Annotated in this window: 18 protein-coding genes; 4 read left to right on the top strand and 14 right to left on the bottom strand. The window is 67.7% G+C overall.

Annotated elements, in window-relative coordinates:
• Positions 1-23: 23 nt before the first annotated feature.
• The 4 genes from F1C12_RS21335 to F1C12_RS21320 all read right to left on the bottom strand — a co-directional run bounded on the left by F1C12_RS21335 (position 24) and on the right by F1C12_RS21320 (position 3,553).
• Positions 24-1,370 carry a serine hydrolase gene (locus F1C12_RS21335; protein WP_185276791.1) on the bottom strand — a complete coding sequence of 449 codons (1,347 nt, stop codon included), beginning with the start codon at positions 1,368-1,370 and terminating at the stop codon, positions 24-26.
• A 47-nt stretch (positions 1,371-1,417) separates the two neighbouring features.
• Positions 1,418-2,287, bottom strand: a complete 870-nt coding sequence (locus F1C12_RS21330; RefSeq protein ID WP_185276790.1) for a sporulation-delaying protein SdpB family protein — start codon at positions 2,285-2,287, stop codon at positions 1,418-1,420.
• A 62-nt stretch (positions 2,288-2,349) separates the two neighbouring features.
• A complete protein-coding gene (locus F1C12_RS22895; RefSeq protein WP_374939582.1) occupies positions 2,350-2,805 on the bottom strand; it encodes an SdpA family antimicrobial peptide system protein in 456 nt (151 codons plus the stop codon).
• Between the two features lie 136 nt (positions 2,806-2,941).
• Positions 2,942-3,553: a hypothetical protein gene (locus tag F1C12_RS21320; RefSeq protein ID WP_185276788.1), complete on the bottom strand. Its 612-nt coding sequence runs from the start codon at positions 3,551-3,553 to the stop codon at positions 2,942-2,944.
• Between the two features lie 137 nt (positions 3,554-3,690).
• Between F1C12_RS21320 and F1C12_RS21315 the strand changes: the two genes are divergently transcribed.
• A complete protein-coding gene (locus F1C12_RS21315) occupies positions 3,691-4,065 on the top strand; it encodes an SdpI family protein (RefSeq protein WP_185276787.1) in 375 nt (124 codons plus the stop codon).
• Positions 4,066-4,149: 84 nt separating this feature from the next.
• Here the strand turns inward: F1C12_RS21315 and F1C12_RS21310 are convergent, their stop codons facing one another.
• From F1C12_RS21310 to F1C12_RS21295, 4 genes are all read right to left on the bottom strand, one after another.
• Positions 4,150-4,941, bottom strand: a complete 792-nt coding sequence (locus tag F1C12_RS21310) for an SDR family oxidoreductase (RefSeq protein ID WP_185276786.1) — start codon at positions 4,939-4,941, stop codon at positions 4,150-4,152.
• A 61-nt stretch (positions 4,942-5,002) separates the two neighbouring features.
• A complete protein-coding gene (locus F1C12_RS21305; RefSeq protein ID WP_308457995.1) occupies positions 5,003-5,785 on the bottom strand; it encodes an amino acid ABC transporter ATP-binding protein in 783 nt (260 codons plus the stop codon).
• Positions 5,782-6,768, bottom strand: a complete 987-nt coding sequence (locus F1C12_RS21300; RefSeq protein ID WP_185276785.1) for an amino acid ABC transporter permease — start codon at positions 6,766-6,768, stop codon at positions 5,782-5,784. The genes F1C12_RS21305 and F1C12_RS21300 overlap by 4 nt, the downstream gene beginning before the upstream one ends.
• 2 nt (positions 6,769-6,770) lie before the next feature.
• Positions 6,771-7,673 carry an ABC transporter substrate-binding protein gene (locus tag F1C12_RS21295; protein ID WP_185276784.1) on the bottom strand — a complete coding sequence of 301 codons (903 nt, stop codon included), beginning with the start codon at positions 7,671-7,673 and terminating at the stop codon, positions 6,771-6,773.
• 218 nt (positions 7,674-7,891) lie between these two features.
• Between F1C12_RS21295 and F1C12_RS21290 the strand changes: the two genes are divergently transcribed.
• A complete protein-coding gene (locus F1C12_RS21290; RefSeq protein ID WP_258046051.1) occupies positions 7,892-8,401 on the top strand; it encodes a GNAT family N-acetyltransferase in 510 nt (169 codons plus the stop codon).
• A gap of 188 nt (positions 8,402-8,589) precedes the next feature.
• On the opposite strand, the gene F1C12_RS21285 is transcribed toward F1C12_RS21290, so the two are convergent.
• From F1C12_RS21285 to F1C12_RS21260, 6 genes are all read right to left on the bottom strand, one after another.
• Complete coding sequence (locus F1C12_RS21285; RefSeq protein ID WP_185276783.1) at positions 8,590-10,053, bottom strand: aromatic amino acid ammonia-lyase; 1,464 nt, start codon at positions 10,051-10,053, stop codon at positions 8,590-8,592.
• A 1-nt stretch (position 10,054) separates the two neighbouring features.
• Positions 10,055-11,356, bottom strand: coding sequence for an NtaA/DmoA family FMN-dependent monooxygenase (locus F1C12_RS21280; RefSeq protein ID WP_185276782.1), 1,302 nt, complete (start codon positions 11,354-11,356; stop codon positions 10,055-10,057).
• 88 nt (positions 11,357-11,444) lie between these two features.
• Entirely contained in the window at positions 11,445-12,467 is a 1,023-nt protein-coding gene (locus F1C12_RS21275) for a PLP-dependent cysteine synthase family protein (RefSeq protein WP_185276781.1), read from the bottom strand.
• 51 nt (positions 12,468-12,518) lie between these two features.
• Positions 12,519-13,397, bottom strand: a complete 879-nt coding sequence (locus tag F1C12_RS21270; protein WP_185276780.1) for a sulfurtransferase — start codon at positions 13,395-13,397, stop codon at positions 12,519-12,521.
• Between the two features lies 1 nt (position 13,398).
• Complete coding sequence (locus F1C12_RS21265; protein WP_185276779.1) at positions 13,399-14,388, bottom strand: ribonucleotide-diphosphate reductase subunit beta; 990 nt, start codon at positions 14,386-14,388, stop codon at positions 13,399-13,401.
• Positions 14,389-14,502: 114 nt separating this feature from the next.
• Positions 14,503-16,983 carry a ribonucleoside-diphosphate reductase subunit alpha gene (locus tag F1C12_RS21260; RefSeq protein WP_185276778.1) on the bottom strand — a complete coding sequence of 827 codons (2,481 nt, stop codon included), beginning with the start codon at positions 16,981-16,983 and terminating at the stop codon, positions 14,503-14,505.
• Positions 16,984-17,268: 285 nt separating this feature from the next.
• Here F1C12_RS21260 and F1C12_RS21255 point away from each other — a divergent pair, with 285 nt between their 5' ends.
• A complete protein-coding gene (locus tag F1C12_RS21255; RefSeq protein WP_185276777.1) occupies positions 17,269-18,480 on the top strand; it encodes an MFS transporter in 1,212 nt (403 codons plus the stop codon).
• Between the two features lie 196 nt (positions 18,481-18,676).
• The gene (locus F1C12_RS21250) at positions 18,677-19,498 is read left to right on the top strand and encodes a hypothetical protein (protein WP_258046050.1); all 822 of its coding nucleotides are present in this window, start codon (positions 18,677-18,679) and stop codon (positions 19,496-19,498) included.
• Positions 19,499-19,524 lie beyond the last annotated feature (26 nt).

Here is a 19,524-nt window from a genome sequence, read left to right as displayed (position 1 = left end):
ACCGGCAGGTGGGGATTGAGCGGCTAACCGCCGCTGGTCCGCCGTGAGGCGATACGTAGCGCATCGGCAACCAGGCTCGAAATTTCATCTCGTCGTAAATCCAGCATCTCTACACCATCCCGGAGAACGACTTGCGCCACCGCGGTAACAACAGTTCCGTCTTTCAGCTCCGCCATCAAAGCTGTTGACTGGACCCCCGGCGCGGAACCAGATTTGGAAGACAGAAACGCAAGCTGATCAATGGCCGGACCATTGATCGTAGATTCGAGGACTTCGCCGAGTTTGGGATCCTTCGAGACCATCAATCGCAGCTTGCGAAATGCTTGGGAGATGTCCTCGACACTGGCGAACCAATCGAGACCTTGAGTCCAGAAAGCGCGGTCGCTGGCCATGGCGCTCGGTTCGACGTGCTCCTCACCCAGCGACGCGATGATGGCTCGTTTTGTCTCCTGGTCTGAAGTAGCCCAACTTGCCGCCACGTCCGTGTTCCTCCCGGCGGTAAGCCCGAACATGTCATGCGGAGATAGGAACGGACTGAGCAGTTTCGGGTCGTGGTGCCCGAGGTCCTCGACGGCGCGCGTGAGTGCCTTCTCTCCGACCAGATCCATAAGGATGTTGGCCGCGGTGTTGTCACTGGTTCCGATCATTGCTTTCGCCGCGTCGTGAACGGAGATATGTGTTCCGGCGGGGGTGTCCCGGAGGGTTCCGGTTCCGGGGCTCTTCTTGTCGTCGCTGACCACGACCTGGTCCTTCCAGCTGAGCGTGCCGTCGCCAACCTGAGCTGCGACCGCTCCAAGGACGTAGAGCTTGAAGATTGAAGACATGGGCTTGACTTCGGCAGAGTGCAGCCCGACGTCCGTCAATTGCCTTCCGGACCGAGAACGCTGAACGAGGAGACTTGTCTCCGGGGAGATCTCTTTCAGCCGGCGTTTGATCTCCTCAAACGAAGTGGCGGGAGGTGGGATTGATTCTGAGGCCGCGAAGAACCACGAAGCCACCTTCCCATCAGTCGAGGAGGTAAAGGTGAGGTCAGTGAGGATTCCCCATCGACTCCGAAGCAACGCAACCAGGCCGTCGTCGCCCCCAGGGAGCCGCTGGAAGCGGACGACGACAAAGGGACCCTGCGGGCGTATCACCGAGTTCAGATACGTAAGAAGTCGCTCAGCATCCTCCGGTGAGAAGCTTGCCGTGTCGAGTTCCGGTGCGAGGTCCTCACCGCGCAGTTGTTCCGTCGAGTTGAGTTTGTCGACAATCCAATGGAGGCGCGTCTCTGTCCGGGAAAGGTTCGACGGGGACGACGTGCCAGTCGCAATGTCGGACGGCACGGCGCAGCCCACCAGCGACCACGCCAGCATCGTCAGCTGCGTCAAGGTTGCAATCGCGCGAACGGCCGGCCTTCTCGTCGCGCGTTTGGACTTCACATCGCCCCGATCCGCTGCCTACCGGGGCCGACCCATGATGGAGCATTGAAGAATTTGTCCCGCCGAGAAGTTGGCATTGCAGCGATGCCCACGAACGAGATCATGATCATCCCGAAACTCCAAAGGCCAATAGTCAGAATGATGCCTGCGTGCAGTAGCAGGGCGAGGACAAAAGCAACTCTCCTCCCAGTGGTTCCAAGAAGAATGCAGATTCCGATGGCGATTTCACACAGAAGCACGCCCCACGTGATAGCCGCAAGCAAGAGCGGATTCGATGTGACACTATGCAACGCGTCGCCGATGAGGCCCGAGGCTCCGAACATGTAACTTCGTGACACGTAGTATTCGGCCGATCCGTTGGCCCAGTCCTCGACGCCGAATTTCGCGAACGCGCTGTTCAGATAGACAATTGCGACCTGCAGGCGAAGGGCTACCACGCCGGCGAATCCCACCCCCCGGGCGGTAGGGCCAAGCGGCTCTGTGCGGCGCGCCCAAGCCCACAAGCGGTTGTCCGAAAACGCAACGAAAACCAGGATTATTGTGGCGATGGCCGCAAGGGAGTCACCCCCATCGGGAAGAGCAATTCCAATGGAAAGTGAAACCGCGATCCATGCATGAACCACAGACATGACTCTAGGCAAGAACCCCACCACAACGAGCAAGAGAAGGGCGCTGATTACTATGATCCTTGTTCCGTCGGGGACGGCGTCTCCTCCTACGCACAGTGCTGAGATCCCTCGAAGTCCATCGCAATCGGGAGTGCTCCCCGTTCCCAGCACTGTTTGCATCAACGCGTCGTATGGCGTGAACGCGAGATACAGTATCTGCGCCAGGGCGAACCCAGCGCGAAACACGCTAAAGGTCACGCGGCGGATGTCAAAGGTTTCGAGCGCATGTCGCAGTCGGCGACGATCTCGGTGGGCTGCACTCAGTGACAACGAACATCCAATCTTGCGTATGAATCGATCGTGTGATCTGGCAGGGCAAACTCTCGATACTCGAACGGTGTGTACTTTTCTTTCGCAATCACGACCGAACCACACACTGTTCTGTGGCGGATCTGCACGTCGACGTGCTGAGGTTTCAATTCCGAAGCGGCGCGCAGGCACTCGCTCCGAGTCTGCTTCAACCCACAGTTCTGCCAGGACTTCGCTTCGTCAGCGAGGATGGAGATTTCGGGACCTTGGGCCCGCTGAGCACGGCTAAGCCCGAACAAGTTCTCGATTCGGTTTTGGGGCGTTTGCAGCAAAGACTCAAGTGACGGTGATCGATATATCCCCAGCTCTTCAGACTGAGGCGGATTCGTGAAGAAGCCCCATGCCTGCGGCGAAACCGTTGCGAAAGCAGCACGTACTGCCCTGTACCTGGGGTCCGGACTGCTCAAGACATTGTCAGGGAGTGTAAAAAAGACGCTGGTACCGATCCAAACCAAAAGTGCGGACAGGGCGCCGGCAAACGACCAGAGCGCCCTGTCCAAACTCTTAGCACCCTCGGAATCAGCTACTCGAGGGAGCCCCAAGTTACTTCCCCAGAGCCTTTGCGAACCCGGCTGCGCGCTTCTGATCAGTGATCACGCTGGCGCCCGTGCCAGCACCCCACCACTCGACGGTGTTGACCGCGTACCGAATGTTCACGGCACCGAGCACGGTGCCGACCACCGCGCCCGCGACGGCAGCAACAACCACGACGAAGAGGACAGCAGCCATCGGCGCGATCCGGACCTCCTGAGGAACCTCGATTCCCAGTTCGTCCGCCACGTCGAGTGATACATCAGCAAACGAAGCGAGTGCTGCCTCCGCCTGCCTCGGATCGCCCGACTGCAGTGGCTCTGTCACGATGGAATCGAATTCCGGCTCCACCTTCACATAGAGCTCGTACACCTCGTCGATCGTCGAGTCCGACACCTCATCGCTTGTTGGTGCGTAAAGCTCAAGCTCGGGATGAGCATCCACAATCGGCCCAGCGCCGAAGGCAAGAAGCCCAATCACGTCCCGACCCGAATACGACGTTTCGCTTACCTCCGCCGGTCGGCTCGCCGCAGTGGGCTCGCTCGCGTTCGCGGAGGTGGTCCCAGCGACCACCAGGGCAAAGGCCGATGCACTGATGATGGCAAATTTTATATACTTATTCATGTGTGTTTCTTTCGTTGTTGCGAAGACGAGCGGCCACCTCGCCTTCCGCGCGGGACTAGCCCACGACAGCGCGGAGACCGTCGATGCTTCAACGTATCACTACTGACATTCTCAATGTAGAAGTGTAGGGTTGTGTGATGATATTTGTGAGTCTGATTGTCATCGCGAGCTCCCTTGCCGCTATCGTTTCGATCGAAGCAGCAGCACGCGGGCGCCTAGGCATAAACAGCCTGATCGGCCTTCGAGTTTCATCTGTGATGTCCTCCGACGAGGCTTGGCAGCGAGGTCACGCCGCCGCCCGTGTCCCCGTCTGGATCGGCGCCAGCGGCGCGGTGGCCGGAAGCCTCATCAGTATCGTGCTGCCCGAGAGCGCCCGCGGCGTAGGGCAAACCGCAAGCACGACAATCCTGCTGCTCGGCGTAATCGTCGGAGGAATCATTGCATCCCGCGCCGCAAGAGGCGTGGTGCCACCCGTCTTCGATGATCTTCCTCCGAACGACTCGCACACCTGACCCCAGGCCCCGTGCGGTGCCGACATTCCTCACCCCCTCGCTCGTCGCCGCAGGGATCGCCTAGGAGCGGCGCTCGACGGGCGGCTAGACCGGCAGGTGGAACCCGCCGTTGGAGTGCAGCAGCTGGCCGTTGATCCAGCCGCCCGACGCCGACAGCAGGAAGGCGACGAGGTCGGCCGTATCCCGCGGCCTCCCGAGCCTCCCGAGGGCGGTCTCGGCGGCCAGATCCTCCGCGAGGTCGGGCGTCATCCAGCCGGTGTCGATCGGGCCGGGGTTGATCAGGTTGGCGGTGATGCCGAGGTGGGCGAGCTCCACTGCGGCGGCGATGACGATGCGGTCGAGCGCGCCCTTGCTGGCGCCGTACGGGAGGTTGTGGGCGGTGTGGTCGCTGGTCAGCGCGACGATGCGGCCGAGCGCGGGGCCGGCCTCCGCGGGCGCCTCGAACTGCTCGGCGAACGCCTTGATCAGCAGCCAGGTGCCGCGGGTGTTCACCGCGAAGTGCCGGTCGAACGCCTCCACGCTCGTATCGAGCAACCCGCTGTCGACGGAGTGCGCGTGGCTGGCGACCAGCGCCTGGATCGGCCCGAGGCCGGCGCGGACGCGTTGGATCGCGCGCGCGGGCGCCTCGGGGTGGGAGAGGTCGACCGCGACCGGGAGGGCCCGGCCGCCGAAGGCGCGCAGCTCGTCCGCGAAGGCGTCGTGGCCGCGCTCCGGCGCGCCCCACGGCATCGAAGCGTCGTAGTCGTCCCAGAAGGCGAACGCGACGTCCCACCCGAGCGAGGCCAGGGTGCGGGCGATCGCCGCCCCGATGTTGTCCGGACGGCTCGCGCCGGTGATGAAGACGACGGGACGGGAAGAGCGGGCGTCGTTGTCCATCCGACGATTGTGTCAGACGGTCACGACGCCCGCTCTGCGTGCGTTGACGGGAGCTCCCGGGCTAGAGCACCTTCGACAGGAAGGCCTTCGTGCGCTGGTGCTGCGGGTTGGCCAGCACCTCGCGCGGGTCGCCGGACTCCACCACGACGCCGCCGTCCATGAAGACCAGCTCGTCCGCGACCTCGCGGGCGAAGCCCATCTCGTGGGTGACGACGACCATCGTCATGCCGGAGGCCGCCAGGCCCTTCATCACGTCGAGCACCTCGCCGACCAGCTCGGGGTCGAGCGCCGAGGTCGGCTCGTCGAACAGCATCAGCTTCGGGTCCATCGCCAGCGCGCGGGCGATCGCCACGCGCTGCTGCTGGCCACCGGAGAGCTGCGACGGGTAGTGGTCGCCCTTGTCAGCCAGGCCCACGCGCACGAGCAGCTCGTTCGCCCGCTCCACGGCGCGCGCCTTCGGCAGGCCCTTCACCCGGATCGGCGCCTCGATGATGTTCTCGAGGGCAGTCATGTGCGGGAACAAGTTGAAGCGCTGGAACACCATGCCGATCTCGCGGCGCTGGCGGGACGCCTCCTTCGGCTTCAGCTCGTAGAGCTTGTCGCCGTGCTGGCGGTAGCCGACCACCTGGCCGTCGACCGACAGGCGGCCGGCGTCCACGCGCTCCAGGTGGTTGATGCAGCGCAGGAAGGTGGATTTGCCCGAGCCGGACGGGCCGATGATGCAGAGCACCTCGCCCGGGCGGACGGACAGCGAGATGGACTTGAGCACCTCGTTCGAGCCGAAGCTCTTGGAGACGCCCTCGGCCAGGACCATGGGCGTCACGCCGGTCTTCGTGTCGGTCATCCCTTGCCTCCCAGGTCGTTGCCGTCGGGCGCGCCCGCGGCGGGCAGGGCGCCCGTGGCGAGCGCGGGCTCCTTGTTGTCCGGCCGGCGCATGTTGACGCCGCGCGAGAACCGCTTCTCGAGGAAGTACTGGCCCACCATCAGGATCGAGGTGAACAGCAGGTACCACAGCGAGGCGACGATCAGCAGCGGGATCGGCGTGTAGGTGACCGCCGAGATGTCGCGCGCGACACCGTAGAGGTCGGTGGTGAGCGGGATCGCCGCGACCAGCGAGGTGGTCTTCAGCATCGAGATGACCTCGTTGCCGGTCGGCGGGATGATCACGCGCATGGCCTGCGGGATGACGATGCGGGTCATCGTCTGCCACCACGACATGCCGAGCGCGGTCGCCGCCTCCTCCTGGCCGTTGTCGACCGAGAGGAGCCCGGCGCGCACGATCTCCGCCATGTACGCGGCCTCGTTGAGCGCGAGGCCGACGATCGCGATGATGAACGCGTTCTGCATGAAGCCGAGGTCGAGGCTGACGCCGAGGTTCGTCCACGGGACGCCGAGGAAGATGTGCGGGTAGATCAGCGAGAACAGGCCCCAGAACACCAGCTGCACGTACACAGGCGTGCCGCGGAAGACCCAGAGGTAGAGCCAGGCGACGGACTTGACGACGGGGTTCGGCGAGAGCCGCATCACGGCCAGCACGAGACCCAGGATGACGCCGATGACCATCGAGTAGATCGTGAGCTGGAGGGTCACGAGCGCAGCAGCACTGATGCGCTTGTCGAAGACGTACTTGCCGACGTACTGCCAGCCGTAGGCGGAGCGCTGCGAGGCGTCGATCACGAACCAGACGAACAGCAGGATGAGCACGACCGCGAACACGATCCGCCAGGGGTGGCGGAGCTTGATCGCCTTGATCGGCTCAGACGGCGGGGCGCCGGCCGGCGACGGGGCTGCCCCCGTCGCCGGACCGGCCGGATTGCCCTGGGACATGGTCAGCTCTTCGACGCGGCGTTGAGGTCGGCCTTGGTGACGCCGCCGTCGGCGACGCCCCACTTGTCGAGGATCTTCTTGTAGGTGCCGTCGTCGATCAGGGCCTGGACGGTCTTCTGCAGCACCGGCGTCAGGTCGGAGTTCTTCGCGACCGGGATGCCGTACGGCGCGACGTCGAAGGTCTTGCCGGCGGCCTGGAGCTTGCCGTTCGACTTCGAGACCGCGTACAGGGTGACGGGCGAGTCGGCGCTGAGCGCGTCGGCCTTGCCGAGGATGACCGCGTTGGTGGCGTCGTCCTGGTTGTCGTAGCGGAGCGCCTGGATGGCCGGCTTGCCCTTGTCGGTGCAGGCCTTCGACTTGGCGGGGACCTCGTCGGTGTCCTCGTAGGTGGTCGACTGGACGGCGACCTTCATGCCGCACGCGTTGTCCGGGTCGACGTTCTTGCCCTTGGCGGACGCCCACAGGATGCCGGCGTTGTAGTAGTTGACGAAGTCGACCTGCTTCTCGCGCTCGACGGTGTCGGTGAACGAGGACATCCCGAAGTCGTCCTTGCCTCCGGTGATGCTCGGGATGATGTTGTCGAACTTGGCGATCGCGTAGTTGATCTTCAGGCCGAGCTTCTGCCCGATGGCGTTGGTGAAGTCGACCTCCCAGCCGGCGGGGTTGCCGTTGTCGTCCTTGTACTCGTTGGGCGGGTACGTGTCGTCCATGCCGACGGTCAGAACGCCCGCCGACTTGATCTTCGACGGGAGGCTGTTCGCGAGCGAGTCGTCCTTCTTCACGTCGAACGCGGCGCTCGACGCTGAGCCGCTCGACGAGGGGGTGGAGTTGTCGACACAGCCGGACAGCGCGAGCGCTGCGACGGCGGCGAGGGCGGCCACGGGGGCCACGGAACGGATGCGCATGATGGTAGTTGTCCTTCTTCCTGGTGCAGGGTTGCAGGAGGGGTAAGGGGAGGATACCCCAGGCCCGATGCGTTATACGCATACTAATTCGCGCGCGAAACGCCAGTTTTCCTGCAAGTTTCGCAGAGATTTCGTGTTTCCTTGCGCGGAATCCGTCGTCTGGGTCGCGCGGCGTCATCGAATGCGCGCGCCACGCCGTGCCGCGCTAGGGTCGGGTCGTGATCCAACCGCAATCCGGCCTCGCCGCGACGGCCCGCGTGGTCGTCACCCGCCCCGACGATCCGCTCGCCGCACCTCTGGTCGAGGAGCTGTCGCGCGAGTACGACGAGCGCTACGGATTCAACGACGGCATCCCCTCCTCGGCGGAGCTGTCGCGCTACCCGGCCGAGCGCTTCACGGCCGAGGAGGGCGGGACCTTCCTGCTGCTGGTGGACGCGGACGGCACGCCCGTCGCGGGCGGCGCCTTCATGCGGGAGGACGACGACACCGTGGAGGTCAAGCGGGTCTGGACGCACTCCGGGTTCCGCCGCCAGGGCCTCGCCCGTCGGGTGATGAGCGAACTGGAGGCCGAGGCTGCGCGCCGCGGCGTCGGGACGGTCGTGCTCACCACGGGGGCGCGCCAGCCGGAGGCCGTCGCTCTGTACATCTCGCTCGGCTACTCGCCGCTGTTCGACCTCGACGGCGACTGGGAGGCCGTGTCGTACCTCGGGTTCCGCAAGGACCTGTAGGCCGCCCTCGCGCGATTCGCCACGAATGTGGGGAGTCGCGCTTGGCACGATTCGGCACGAATGTCGCGATACGCGACGGCAAAACCGACATTCGTGCCGAATGTCGCCTTGACTCGCGCAACTCGCGATTCGGCGCGAATGTCGCGTATCGGGACGGCAATCGCGACATTCGGCACGAATGCGCGGCGTCAGCCGAGGAGGAGGTGCGTTGCTTCGGCGACGAGCGCGGCGGCGGGGGCCGCGTCAGCGGCGAGCGCCGCGGTGAGCGCGGAGGCGAGCGGCCGCGTGCCCGCTCCGGTGGGCGCCGCGTCGAGCACGCCGAGCAGGTCGGCGGCGTGCAGCGCCTCGACCGCCAGGACGTCGCCGGTCAGCGCGAGCGACCGCTGCAGGAGACGGAGCGCGAGCGGCGCGTAGGTCGCATGGTCCTCCACGCCTGAGAGCGTCGAGCTGCCGAGCGTGGCCGGCGCCGCGAGCTGGCGCACCTCGGCGACGGCGTCCGCCGCCGCGTAGAGCAGCAGGCCGGGGACGCGCGTCCGGCCCTCCCTGCGGGCGGGCGCGAGCGCGAGCGAGAGGGCGGCGGCGCGGCGCTCGGAGGCCTCCGCCACGTGCGCGAGGGCGAGGCGCAGGTTCTCCAGCGCGAGCGCCAGCGGGAGGGCCTGGAAGTTGCCGCCGGAGACGAGCCGGCCGCTCGGGAGGTCGACCACCGGGTTCTCCGTGCGCGCGGCGAGCTCGACCTCCAGCTCCGACCGGAGGCGCGCGACGGCCTCCCGCAGCGCTCCGTGCAGCTGTGGCGCCGTTCGGAAGGCGAGCGGGTCCTGCACGCTGACCGTCCGGCCGGGCGCCTCCAGGGCGCTGCCCGACAGCGCGGCGCGGATCGCGTGCGCCGACGCCCGCTGGCCGTCGCCTCCGCGCGCCTCGGCCACGGCCTCCGCGTACGGGCTGAGGTTGCCCGCGGGGCCGTGGGCGGCGACCGCCTCCAGCGACAGGGCGACGACCAGGTCGGCGGCCTCCGCGAGCTGCCGGGCTGCCACGGCGGCGAGCGAGCCGACGCCCACGCTCAGTGCGTTGGCGCTGAGGGCGGCGAGCGCCTCGTGCGGCGCCAGCTCGATCGGCGTCAGGCCCGCGGCCTCCAGCGCCTCCGCAGCAGGCAGCGCTCCGCCGTCGCGGAGCACGGTGCCGGTGCCGATGACGACCGCGGCGACCTCAGCCAGCGCGGTCAGGTCCGCCGCTCCGACCGAGCCGCGCGACGGGATGCGCGGCGTCACGCCCGCGTTCAGCAGCGCCGCGTACGCCTCGGCCAGCTCCGGCCGCACGCCCGCTCCCCCGCGCGTGAACCCGGCGAGCCGGGCGGCGACGACGGCGCGCGCCTCGGTCTCGGTCAGCGGTTCGCCGATGCCGCCGCGGTGGTTCGCGATGGTGCGGCGCTGGAAGGCCGCCAGGTCGTCGGCCTCCACCGTGTCGTCGCGCCCCGCGCCGAGCCGGCGGTTCAGGCCGTAGACCGCCTCGCCGGACTCGATGGCGCGATCCACGACGGCGCGGGAGGCCGTGATGGTCGCACGCGCGTCGCCGTCGAGCTCCACCGGCGCACCTTCCGCGACCGCCACGATGTCGGAGACCGACGGCGCCTCTGCGCCGAACCGGACGGTGCGCATGTCAGAAGTCGGCCAGGTTCTGCCGCAGCCCGCCATCGCCGAGCTCGGTGCGCAGCAGGCCGCGCCGCCGCAGCGCGGGCACCAGCGGGTCGAGAGTGCGGTGCACATTGGCCGGGTGCACCTGGCCGGTGAAGAGGAACCCGTCGCCGCCGACGGCCTCGCCCAGCTCGCCCAAGTGGTCGGCCACTTCGTCGGCGGTGCCGATGATCGCCAGGCCGTCCTTCTTGGCGCGGGTCTGCAGGATCTCCCGGAGCGTGGAACCGGCCGGAGCCGAGGACACGAAGTTGTCGAGCGTGCCGCGGTTGCTGTTGGTGGTGACCTCCGGCAGCGGCGCATCGAGGTCGAAGGTCTTGAAGTCGACGCCGGTCAGGTAGCTGATCGACTGGAGCTGCTCGTCGATCGCCGCCTGGGTCAGCTCGGCGCGCGCGGCGCGCACGCTCGCGGTCTCCTCGGCGTTGGCCGTCAGGATCGGCTGGACCACGAACAGCACCTTCACGGCGTCGGCCGGCCGGCCGTGCTGCACCGCGACCTCCCGAATGCTGTCGCGGTACTCGCGCATCCGCTCGGGGGTGGAGGCCAGCGCCAGCACCACGTCCGAGTTCTTGCCCGCGAAGTCGCGTCCGCGGCCGGACGCTCCCGCCTGGACCATCACCGGGTCCTCGGCGGCGGGAGCGGTGTTGAGCGGACCGCGGACGCGGAAGAACCGGCCCTCGTGGTCGATCGTGTGCACCTTGCGGTGGTCGGCGAAGACGCCGCCCGCGACGTCCTCCACGATCGCGTCGGGCTCCCAGCTCCGCCAGAGCTTGCGGACGACGTCCACCCACTCGTCGGCGCGGTCGTAGCGGAGGTCGTGCTCGACCTGCTTGTCCAGGCCGTAGTTCTGCGCGGCGAGGTCGGAGCCGCTGGTCACGACGTTGAAGCCGAGCCGGCCTCCGGCGAAGTGCTGCAGCGTGCTGAGCAGGCGGGCGGCGGTGAACGGCTCGTAGAAGCTCGCGCTCAGGGTCGGCACGACGCCGAGCCGGGAGGTCGCGCCAAGCAGGTACGGCACCAGCGGCAGCGGGTCGTGCTTCGGGACGAAGCGCGCGGCGGCGAGATTCACCTCGGCGGAGCCGCCGTAGGTGTCGGGGACCGCGACGCCGTCCTCGATGATGAAGAGGTCGAAGCCGGCGCCCTCGAAGGCGCGCGCGGCGTCCTGGTAGATCGGCGGCTGCTTCCAGTCGTAGCCGACGCCGTAGCTCGGGTCGCCCCAGCCCTGGACGCCGAAGCCCGCGCCGAGGAACCAGCCGAAGTGGAGGAGTGCCATGCGTTCCCTGCTGTCCGTGTTGCTGTCCGTAGTGTTGCCTGTGGCCGCATGAGCGGCCGTCGTGTCGTGGTGCTCGTGTGCCGCGGACTCAGTCGACGCCGACGCCGGCTGCGGTCAGCCAGTCCGCGTCGAAGGCCTTGGTCAGGTAGTTCGTGCCGCCGTCCGGGGCGATGGCCACGATGACCGACCCGGGCCGCGCCTCCCGCGCCACCCGCAGGGCCGTCGCGACAGCGAGCGCCGACGACGGTCCGAGCAGCAGCGCCTCCTCGGCGGCGAGCCGGCGGAGCGTGCGGTACACCACACCATCCTCGACCGTGTGGACCTCGTCCACCACCCTCGGGTCGAAGGTCTGCGGCCAGAACTCGCGCGGCCAGGCCGTGCCGACGCCGTCGACCAGGATGCGGCCGGCCGTACCGCCGTCGTAGGTCGAGCCTGCGGGGTTGGCGCCGTGCACCTCGACGGCGCCGCCGCTGACCTCCTTGAGGTAGCGTCCGGTGCCGCTCACGGTGCCGCCGGTGCCGATGGCCGCGACGAAGTGCGTCACCCGGCCGGCGGTCTGCCGCCAGATCTCCGGGCCGGTGCCGCGGTAGTGCGCCTCCGGGTTCGCGGTGTTCGCGAACTGGGCGGGGCGCCACGAGCCAGGGGTCTCCGCGGCGATCCGGTCGGCGACCGCGCGCGGGTTGGCGGGGTCGTCGGGTCCGGCCTCCCAGTCCGCCTCCACCAGGCGCGCGCCGTAGGCGGCGAGGACCTTGCGCTTCTCGTCGGAGATGTCGGAGGCGTGCACGATGACGACCGGGTGGCCGGTGAGCCGGCCGATCAGGGCCAGGCCGATGCCGGTGTTGCCGCTGGTGGCCTCCACGATGGTGCCGCCGGGGGCGAGCGCGCCGGCCGCTTCCGCGGAGCGGATCATGCTGAGCGCGATGCGGTCCTTGGACGACCCGCCGGGGTTGCGCCCCTCCAGCTTGACCAGGACCCGGACGTCGAGCCCGGACGGGAGCGAATGCAGTTCGACGATCGGGGTGTTGCCGATGAGCGCCGCCGCCGAGTCGCACACCTCGCCCAGCGGGAGGTTCCCGGGGGCGGAGGCGGGGATCAGATCGAGTGCGGTCATGCAGGAACGATAGGCGCGTGCGCCGGGATGCGCACGGGCTGTGTCGACGTATTACGCGGCGCCCATCGCGACGGGCCGCGCCGGGTCGTTGGACCAGGCGGAGAACGAGCCCGGATACAGCGCGGGGACCGGCAGGCCCGCGGCCTCCATCGCGAGCGCGGCGTGCGCGGCGGTGACGCCGGAGCCGCAGTAGACGCCGGTCGCGCTGCCGGAGGTCACACCGAGCCCGGCGAAGTGCTCGGCGAGCCGCTCGGCGCTCAGCATCCGCCCGTCGGGCCCGATGGTGTCGGCGGTTGGCGCGCTGACGGCTCCGGGGATGTGCCCCGCCCGCGGATCGACCGGCTCCACCTCGCCGCGGAATCGCTCGCCCGCGCGCGCGTCGAGCAGCACGCCGTTCGCCGGGAAGGCAGCGGCGTCGTCCGCGTCGAGCGTCGGGAGCGAGCCGTACGCGAGCTGCACCGTTCCGGGAATCGGTGTCGCGCTGGTGGTGTCGACACCGCCGCCGAACGCGATCCAGGCCGCGAAGCCACCGTCGAGCACCCGCACGTCCTCGAAACCGGCGTGCCGCAGCAACCACCAGAGCCGGGCGGCCGAGGTGCCGGAGACATCGTCGTAGACGACGACGCTGTCCCCGTCGTTCACACCCCACCGGCGCGCGGACGCCTGGAACGCCTCGATGTCCGGCAGCGGATGCCGGCCGTCCGTCGGCACGCCGTGGCCGGCCAGCTCGGTGTCCAGATCGACGTATACCGCTCCGGGAATGTGCCCCCTGGCGAACTCCTCCGCCCCGGGAGGACCGCCGAGCTTCCAGCGCACGTCGAGGATCCGCAACGTCGACCGCCGCCGGCCGGCGCCGCTCCACAGGGACTCGGTCCCGGAAGCGGCGTCCAGCGCGGCGGCGGTGATCAGCGGAGAATTCCGCACCGTCATCTCAGCGACCGCTCGACGCCTTCGCGTTCGACTCGTACGAGGTGTTGGTCGACTCGAAGAAGTTGACCAGCTCGAGCGTGTCGTTGGCGGTCGCCATCCACTTGGCCGGGTTGGAGACCTTGTACTCGGCCTCGAAGCCCAGCTCCTCCAGGCGGCGGTCGGCCAGGTAGCGGACGTACTGGTTGATGTAGTTGGCGTTCAGACCCAGGATGCCGCCGGGCAGGAGGTCGCGGTTGTACTGCTCCTCCATCTCGACGGCGTCGAGGATCATCTGGCGGATCTCGTTCGCGAACTCCGGCGTCTGCAGGTCGGGGTTCTCCTCCAGCACCGTCAGGATCAGGTTGATGCCGAACTTGAGGTGCAGCGACTCGTCGCGCACCACCCAGTCGATCAGCGAGCCGAAGTTGCGCAGCAGGTTCCGCTGGCGGAACGACAGCGCCACCATGAAGCCCGAGTAGAACCAGATGCCCTCGAGGATCACGTTGTAGGCCACGAGGTTGCGGATGAAGTCCTGCTTGCCCTCGGTCGTCGTGATGTCGAGCGTCTGCTCGGTCATCCGCTTGATGAAGCCGACCTCGAACTCTTCCTTGCGGGCCATCGACGGGATGTCGACGTGGGAGTTGTAGGCCTGCTCGCGATCGATCGGGAACGTCTCCAGGACGTACTCGAACGACATGCAGTGGTTCGCCTCCTCCCACATCTGCTTGGCGAGGTAGAGGTGCGCCTCGGCCGCGTTGATGTAAGGGTAGACGCCGAAGGCCAGCGCCTTGTTCACCAGGAGCTCGTTCGGGTTGAAGTAGCTCATCAGGAAGGTGACCGCGTGGCGTTCCTCGTCGGTCATCCGCTTGAAGTCGGCGATGTCCTCGCCGAGCTGGATCTCGTTCGGGAACCAGGTGTTCGCGACGGCCTGGTCGTAGAGGTCCATCGCCCACTGGTACTTCACCGGCTTGAGGAGGAGGCCCTCCTCGATTCCCGTTCCCAGGATGCCCATGTGCTTCTCTCTTCTTCTCTGTCTCGACGCTACGGGCTTACTGGCAGGACTCGCACTGCAGGTCGTCCATCGGGTCGACCGGCACGTAGTACTCCTCGATCTTGGTGCTGTTCATTACTTGTCACCCCCATTGGAGGTCAGTCCACCGAAGCCGAACCCGCGGCGAGCGGGGGCGGCCGCCGGAGCGGTCTCAGTGACGGCCGGAGCCGCGGCCGGAGCGCCGGCGCCCACCGTGGCGAAGCCGGTGCGGGCTCCCGAGATCTCCTCGGCCTTGTTGACCTTGACGGTCGACTGCTCGGCCTGGTGACGCGGCTTCATGTGCAGGTAGTAGGTCGTCTTGACGCCCTTCTCCCATGCGGCGTAGTAGATGTCCATCATGTCGCCGAGGTCGCGCGTCTCGAGGTACATGTTGCGGCTGATCGCCTGGTCGATCCACTTCTGGGCGCGGGCCGCGACCTCGATGAAGGCGTACGGCGAGAGCTGGAAGCTGGTCTTGAACGTGGCCTTGACCTCGTCCGGGATCGCCGCGATGCCCTGGATGTCGCCCTGCGAGCGCAGGATCGACTCGCGGACGTCCTGCCAGATGCCGCGCTCCTGCAGCGTCTCGACCAGGTTGCGGTTGACCTCGAGGAACTTGCCCGAGGAGGTCGACCGGCTGAAGATCTGCGAGAACTGCGGGTCGAAGCCGGGCGTGGTGCCGGCGACGAGGCCGATGGAGGCCGTGGGCGCGATCGCCATCAGGGTGGCGTTGCGCATGCCGCCCTTGACCTTCTCGCGCAGGCGGTCCCAGTCGAGGCGGATGGTGCGGTCGACCGTGATCGGGACGCCGCGGTCGGCCTCCGTCAGCGCGATCGAGTCGTAGGGCACCAGGCCCTGGGACCAGCGCGAGCCCTCGAAGTTCGGGTAGGCGCCGCGCTCGCGGGCCAGGTCGGCGCTCTCGTCGATGGCCGCGTAGGAGACGTGCTCCATGATCTCGTCGATCAGGGCGTATGCCTCTTCGCTCTCGTAGCTGAAGCCGAGGCGCTCGACGATGTCGGTGAAGCCCATGACGCCGAGGCCGATCGCGCGGTTCTGCTGGTTGGAGTAGTCGGCCTCGTCGACGCTCGACACGGTGATGTCGATCAGGTTGTCGAGCTGGCGGACGGCCTGGCGGGCGCTCGCCTCGATGCGCTCCCAGTCCATCTTCCCGTCGATCAGGTGACGCGACAGGTTGATGGAGGCCAGGTTGCAGACCGACACGTTGTCGCGGTCCTGCGGCAGCGTGATCTCGGTGCAGAGGTTGGAGAGGTGGATCGTGCCCGTGTTGTTGTTGAGGGCGCGGTTGTTGATGGTGTCCTTCCAGGTCAGCCACGGGTGGCTGGTGGTCTGGAGGCTCATCAGGATGTCCTTGAACTGCGAGCGCGCGCTGATCTTCTTGAACATGCGCAGCTCGCCCGCCTCGGCCAGCGCGACGTACTCGGCGTAGCGCTCGGAGAACTCCTTGCCGTACAGCTCGTTGAGGTCGGCGACCTCCAGCGGGTCGAAGAGGTACCAGTCCTCGTCGTTCTGGACGCGCTTCATGAACTCGTCGCTGATCCACACCGCGGTGTTGGCGGTGCGGGTGCGGCGGTACGGGTCGCCCGAGTTCTGGCGGAGGTCGAGGAACTCCGGGAAGTCGAGGTGCCAGTTCTCCATGTAGAAGCAGAGGGCGCCGAACTTCTTGCCGCCGCGGCTGACCGCGCGCAGCACCGAGTCGATCGTGTGCATGAACGGGATCGGGCCGGTGGAGGTGGTGTTGTTGGAGCGGATGGGCGAGCCCTGGGCGCGCAGCTTGGTGACCGAGAGGCCGATGCCGCCGGTGCCCTTGGTGAGCCACATCACGTCGCGGACCGACTTGGCGATGTGCTCGATGTCGTCCTGCATCTCCATGACGAAGCAGTTGGAGAGCTGCGGGTACGCGGTGCCGGCGTTGACGAGCGTGGAGCCCGCCGCCAGGTACTCCAGGCGCGACATCTTGTCGTAGAACGCGAGGGCGTGCGCGGTCGGGTCGGCCTCGTTGAGGGAGAGGCCCATCGCGATGCGCATCCAGAAGTACTGCGGCACCTCGAGGGAGTCGCCGTTGCGGGCCTTGATGCCGTAGCGGTTGTTGAGGGTGACGACGCCGATGTACTTGAGCAGCTCGTCGCGCGCCGGGTCGAGGTAGCCGGCCAGGCGGTCGAGGTCGAAGAGGGTCGTGAAGCGCGAGTCGAGGAGGGTCTCGGCGACGCCGCGCTCGATGTAGCCGCGGAAGTGGGAGGTGTGCAGCTCGGTGAGCTCGTCGAGGGTCTCGTAGTCGCCGAGGACGCGCTTGTAGATCGTCTTGAGGAGGAGGCGCGCGGCGACGGTGTCGAACGCCGGGTCGTCCTTGACGTTCTGGAGGGCGACCTGGATGACCGCCTCGTCGAGCTGCTGGGTGGTGATCCCGTCGAACAGGGTCAGCTCCAGCTCGCTCGCGATCTGGGTCACCCAGGTGATGTTCTCGTCCAGACCGGCGGCGGCGTGCTCGATGGCCAGGTTGATCTTGTTGGCGTCGTACGGCTCGCGCTCGCCGTTCCGCTTCACAACAGTGATAGCCACTATCTCTCCCTCTGTTTACCTCAACGGTGCCGCTCCGGTGAGCGGCGAAGTCCTCGCGGCAGGGTCTCGAAAACGGCCCGGATACGGCTTTCCGCCGCCCCGGGAGCCGGTCGGACCCCCTGTCGCGTCAACCACTATATAGCCGGGTGCCGACATTTCCATGCCCCCATATCTAGTGGGCGTGTCATCCACAGATGTGCAGAAGTTATGCACATTTCCACACCCCCTCGAACGGGTTTCATGGACCCTTCCCTGCCCCTCCTGGACCGATAGAGTGAGAAGACTGTGAGCAGCTACTCGAGCCTTCTGAAGACGCCCGGCGTCGCGCGGATCATCGCCGCGCAGCTGACCGCGCGCTTCCCGTTCGGGATGCTCTCCCTGGCGTTCCTGCTGCACATCGAGCGCATCCACCACTCCTACGGCGCGGCCGGGCTCGTGCTCGGCGCGATGAGCATCGGGCAGGCCATCGCCGGCCCGATGACCAGCCGGCTGATGGGCGTGCTCGGGATGCGCACGGTGCTGTGGACGACGCTGGCGCTCTGCTCGGCGGCGGTCGCCGCGATCGGGATCTTCGTCATGCCGATCCCGCTCACGATGGCGGTGGCGTTCTTCGCCGGGCTCAGCATGCCGCCCATCCAGCCCGCGGTGCGCACCATCTACCCGAAGATGGTCAACTCCCGGCAGCTCACCCCGCTGTTCTCGCTCGACGCGTCGGCGCAGGAGATCATCTGGATCGCAGGCCCCGTCGCGATCACGTTCGTGTCGACCCAGATCGGCACCGTCGAGGGCATCCTGATGTCGGTGGCGATCATGCTGCTCGGCGGGGCGTGGTTCATCTCCTCGCCGGAGGTCGGCCGGGTGCGCATCCCGCGCAGCAAGCGCCGGTTCGGTGTGGTGCTGGCGCGGCCTCCCGTGCTGCTGGCGACCGTGGTCGGCTTCCTGCTGATCGGCTCGTGCGCCGCGGTGGAGGCCGGGGTCGTGGCGAACTTCGGCGAGGGCTCGCCGTTCGCCGGCATCGTGCTGGCGATCTGGTCGCTCGGCTCGCTGGTCGGCGGCCTCGCGTTCGGGCACGTCCCGATCGGGCCGTGGGCGACGGCGCGCCGCATGCTCATCGTGTTCGTCGGCGTCGTCATCTCCACCTTCATGCTCTGGTCGTGGTGGGGACTGTCGCTGACGCTGATCGTCGCCGGTCTCGGCATCGCGCCGGCGCTGGCGGTGCTGTTCGCGATCGTGTCAGCGAGCGTCAAGTTCTCCGACACGGCGGAGGCCTACGGCTGGGTCGGCACCGGCCAGCTCATCGGCGCGGCGCTGGGCTCCGCGCTCGCGGGCTTCCTGATCGACGCGCACGGCCCCGTCGGCGCCTTCTGGGCCGCCGGCGCCTTCGCGTTCGTCGGCTTCCTGGTCCCCGCGCTGGCGTGGCGGGTGCACCCCGACCTGCGCGGCCGCGACGCCTCCCCCATCCCGGACACCGAGCCCGTCCCCGTCCAACCCTCCTAGCCGCCGAGACGTGACCAATCGCGGAAATCGTCCACAGCTTTTCCGCGTTTAGTCGCGTCTCGGTCGCCGGCTGTGGAGAACGGGAGCGGGATTTGGGCAGGTTCGGCAGGGTGGCGGAATGGGGAGACGGGCAGCGGAGTTAGGGCGGGATTTCAGTTCGGGCGCGTTCCGGACACGGGATGCCGTGGAGCGCGGCGTGTCGGCGGGACGACTCCGGGCGAGCGACCTGCACACCCCGATCAGGGGCGTGCGGGTCGCCGGCGGGGACACAGGACTGGAGACGCGCTGCCGCGCCTTCCTGCTGCACCGGCAGGAGCGGGTCGCGTTCAGCCACACGACAGCGGCGGAGCTGTTGGGAGCGCCCCTCCCGGCGGCAGCCCGCGGAGACGACCGGCTCCATGTGAGCGTCCCCGCCGGCGGTCGCGCCGTACAGGCGGCATCCGTCGCCGGCCACACGCTCTCCGCCTGGAGGACGATCTCTTTTCGCGGCCTGCCGCTGACCACTCCCGAACAGACGTGGCTGGACCTGGCCGCCATCCTCGGCCGTGACGCGCTCGTCGCCGTCGGGGACTGGCTGCTGAGCTACCGGCACCCGCTGACGACGGCCGAAGCGCTGACGGAGATCGTGCGTACCGCATCCGGGAGGCGCGGTATCGCGACCGCGCGGGCTGCGCTGCCGCTCGTCCGAACGAGGTCGGAGTCGCCCGCCGAGACGCGACTGCGGTTGATCCTCCTCGATGCGGGACTCGCGGAGCCGTGGCTGAACTATCTGATCCACCGCCCCGATGGGAGCTTTCTCGCGCGCGTCGACATGGCGTACCCGTTAGAGCGCGTGATCCTCGAATACGAGGGTGACGGCCACCGTGTCGACAGAGAGGTCTGGTTCCGCGACATCCACCGGCGCGAGCACCTCGAGGACCTCGGCTGGCGCGTCGTCCGCGTCACCGCCGCCGACCTCCGCACCCCGATCCCTCTCCTCACCCGCCTCTCCCGCCTCCTGGCGACGAGACGTGAGTAATCGCGGAAATCCGACGACGGATATCC

This window comes from Leifsonia shinshuensis (genome assembly GCF_014217625.1).
Lineage (GTDB): Bacteria > Actinomycetota > Actinomycetes > Actinomycetales > Microbacteriaceae > Leifsonia > Leifsonia shinshuensis_A.
Note: the sequence above shows the minus strand (reverse complement) of the source record. Positions and strands in the feature narration are given on the sequence as shown.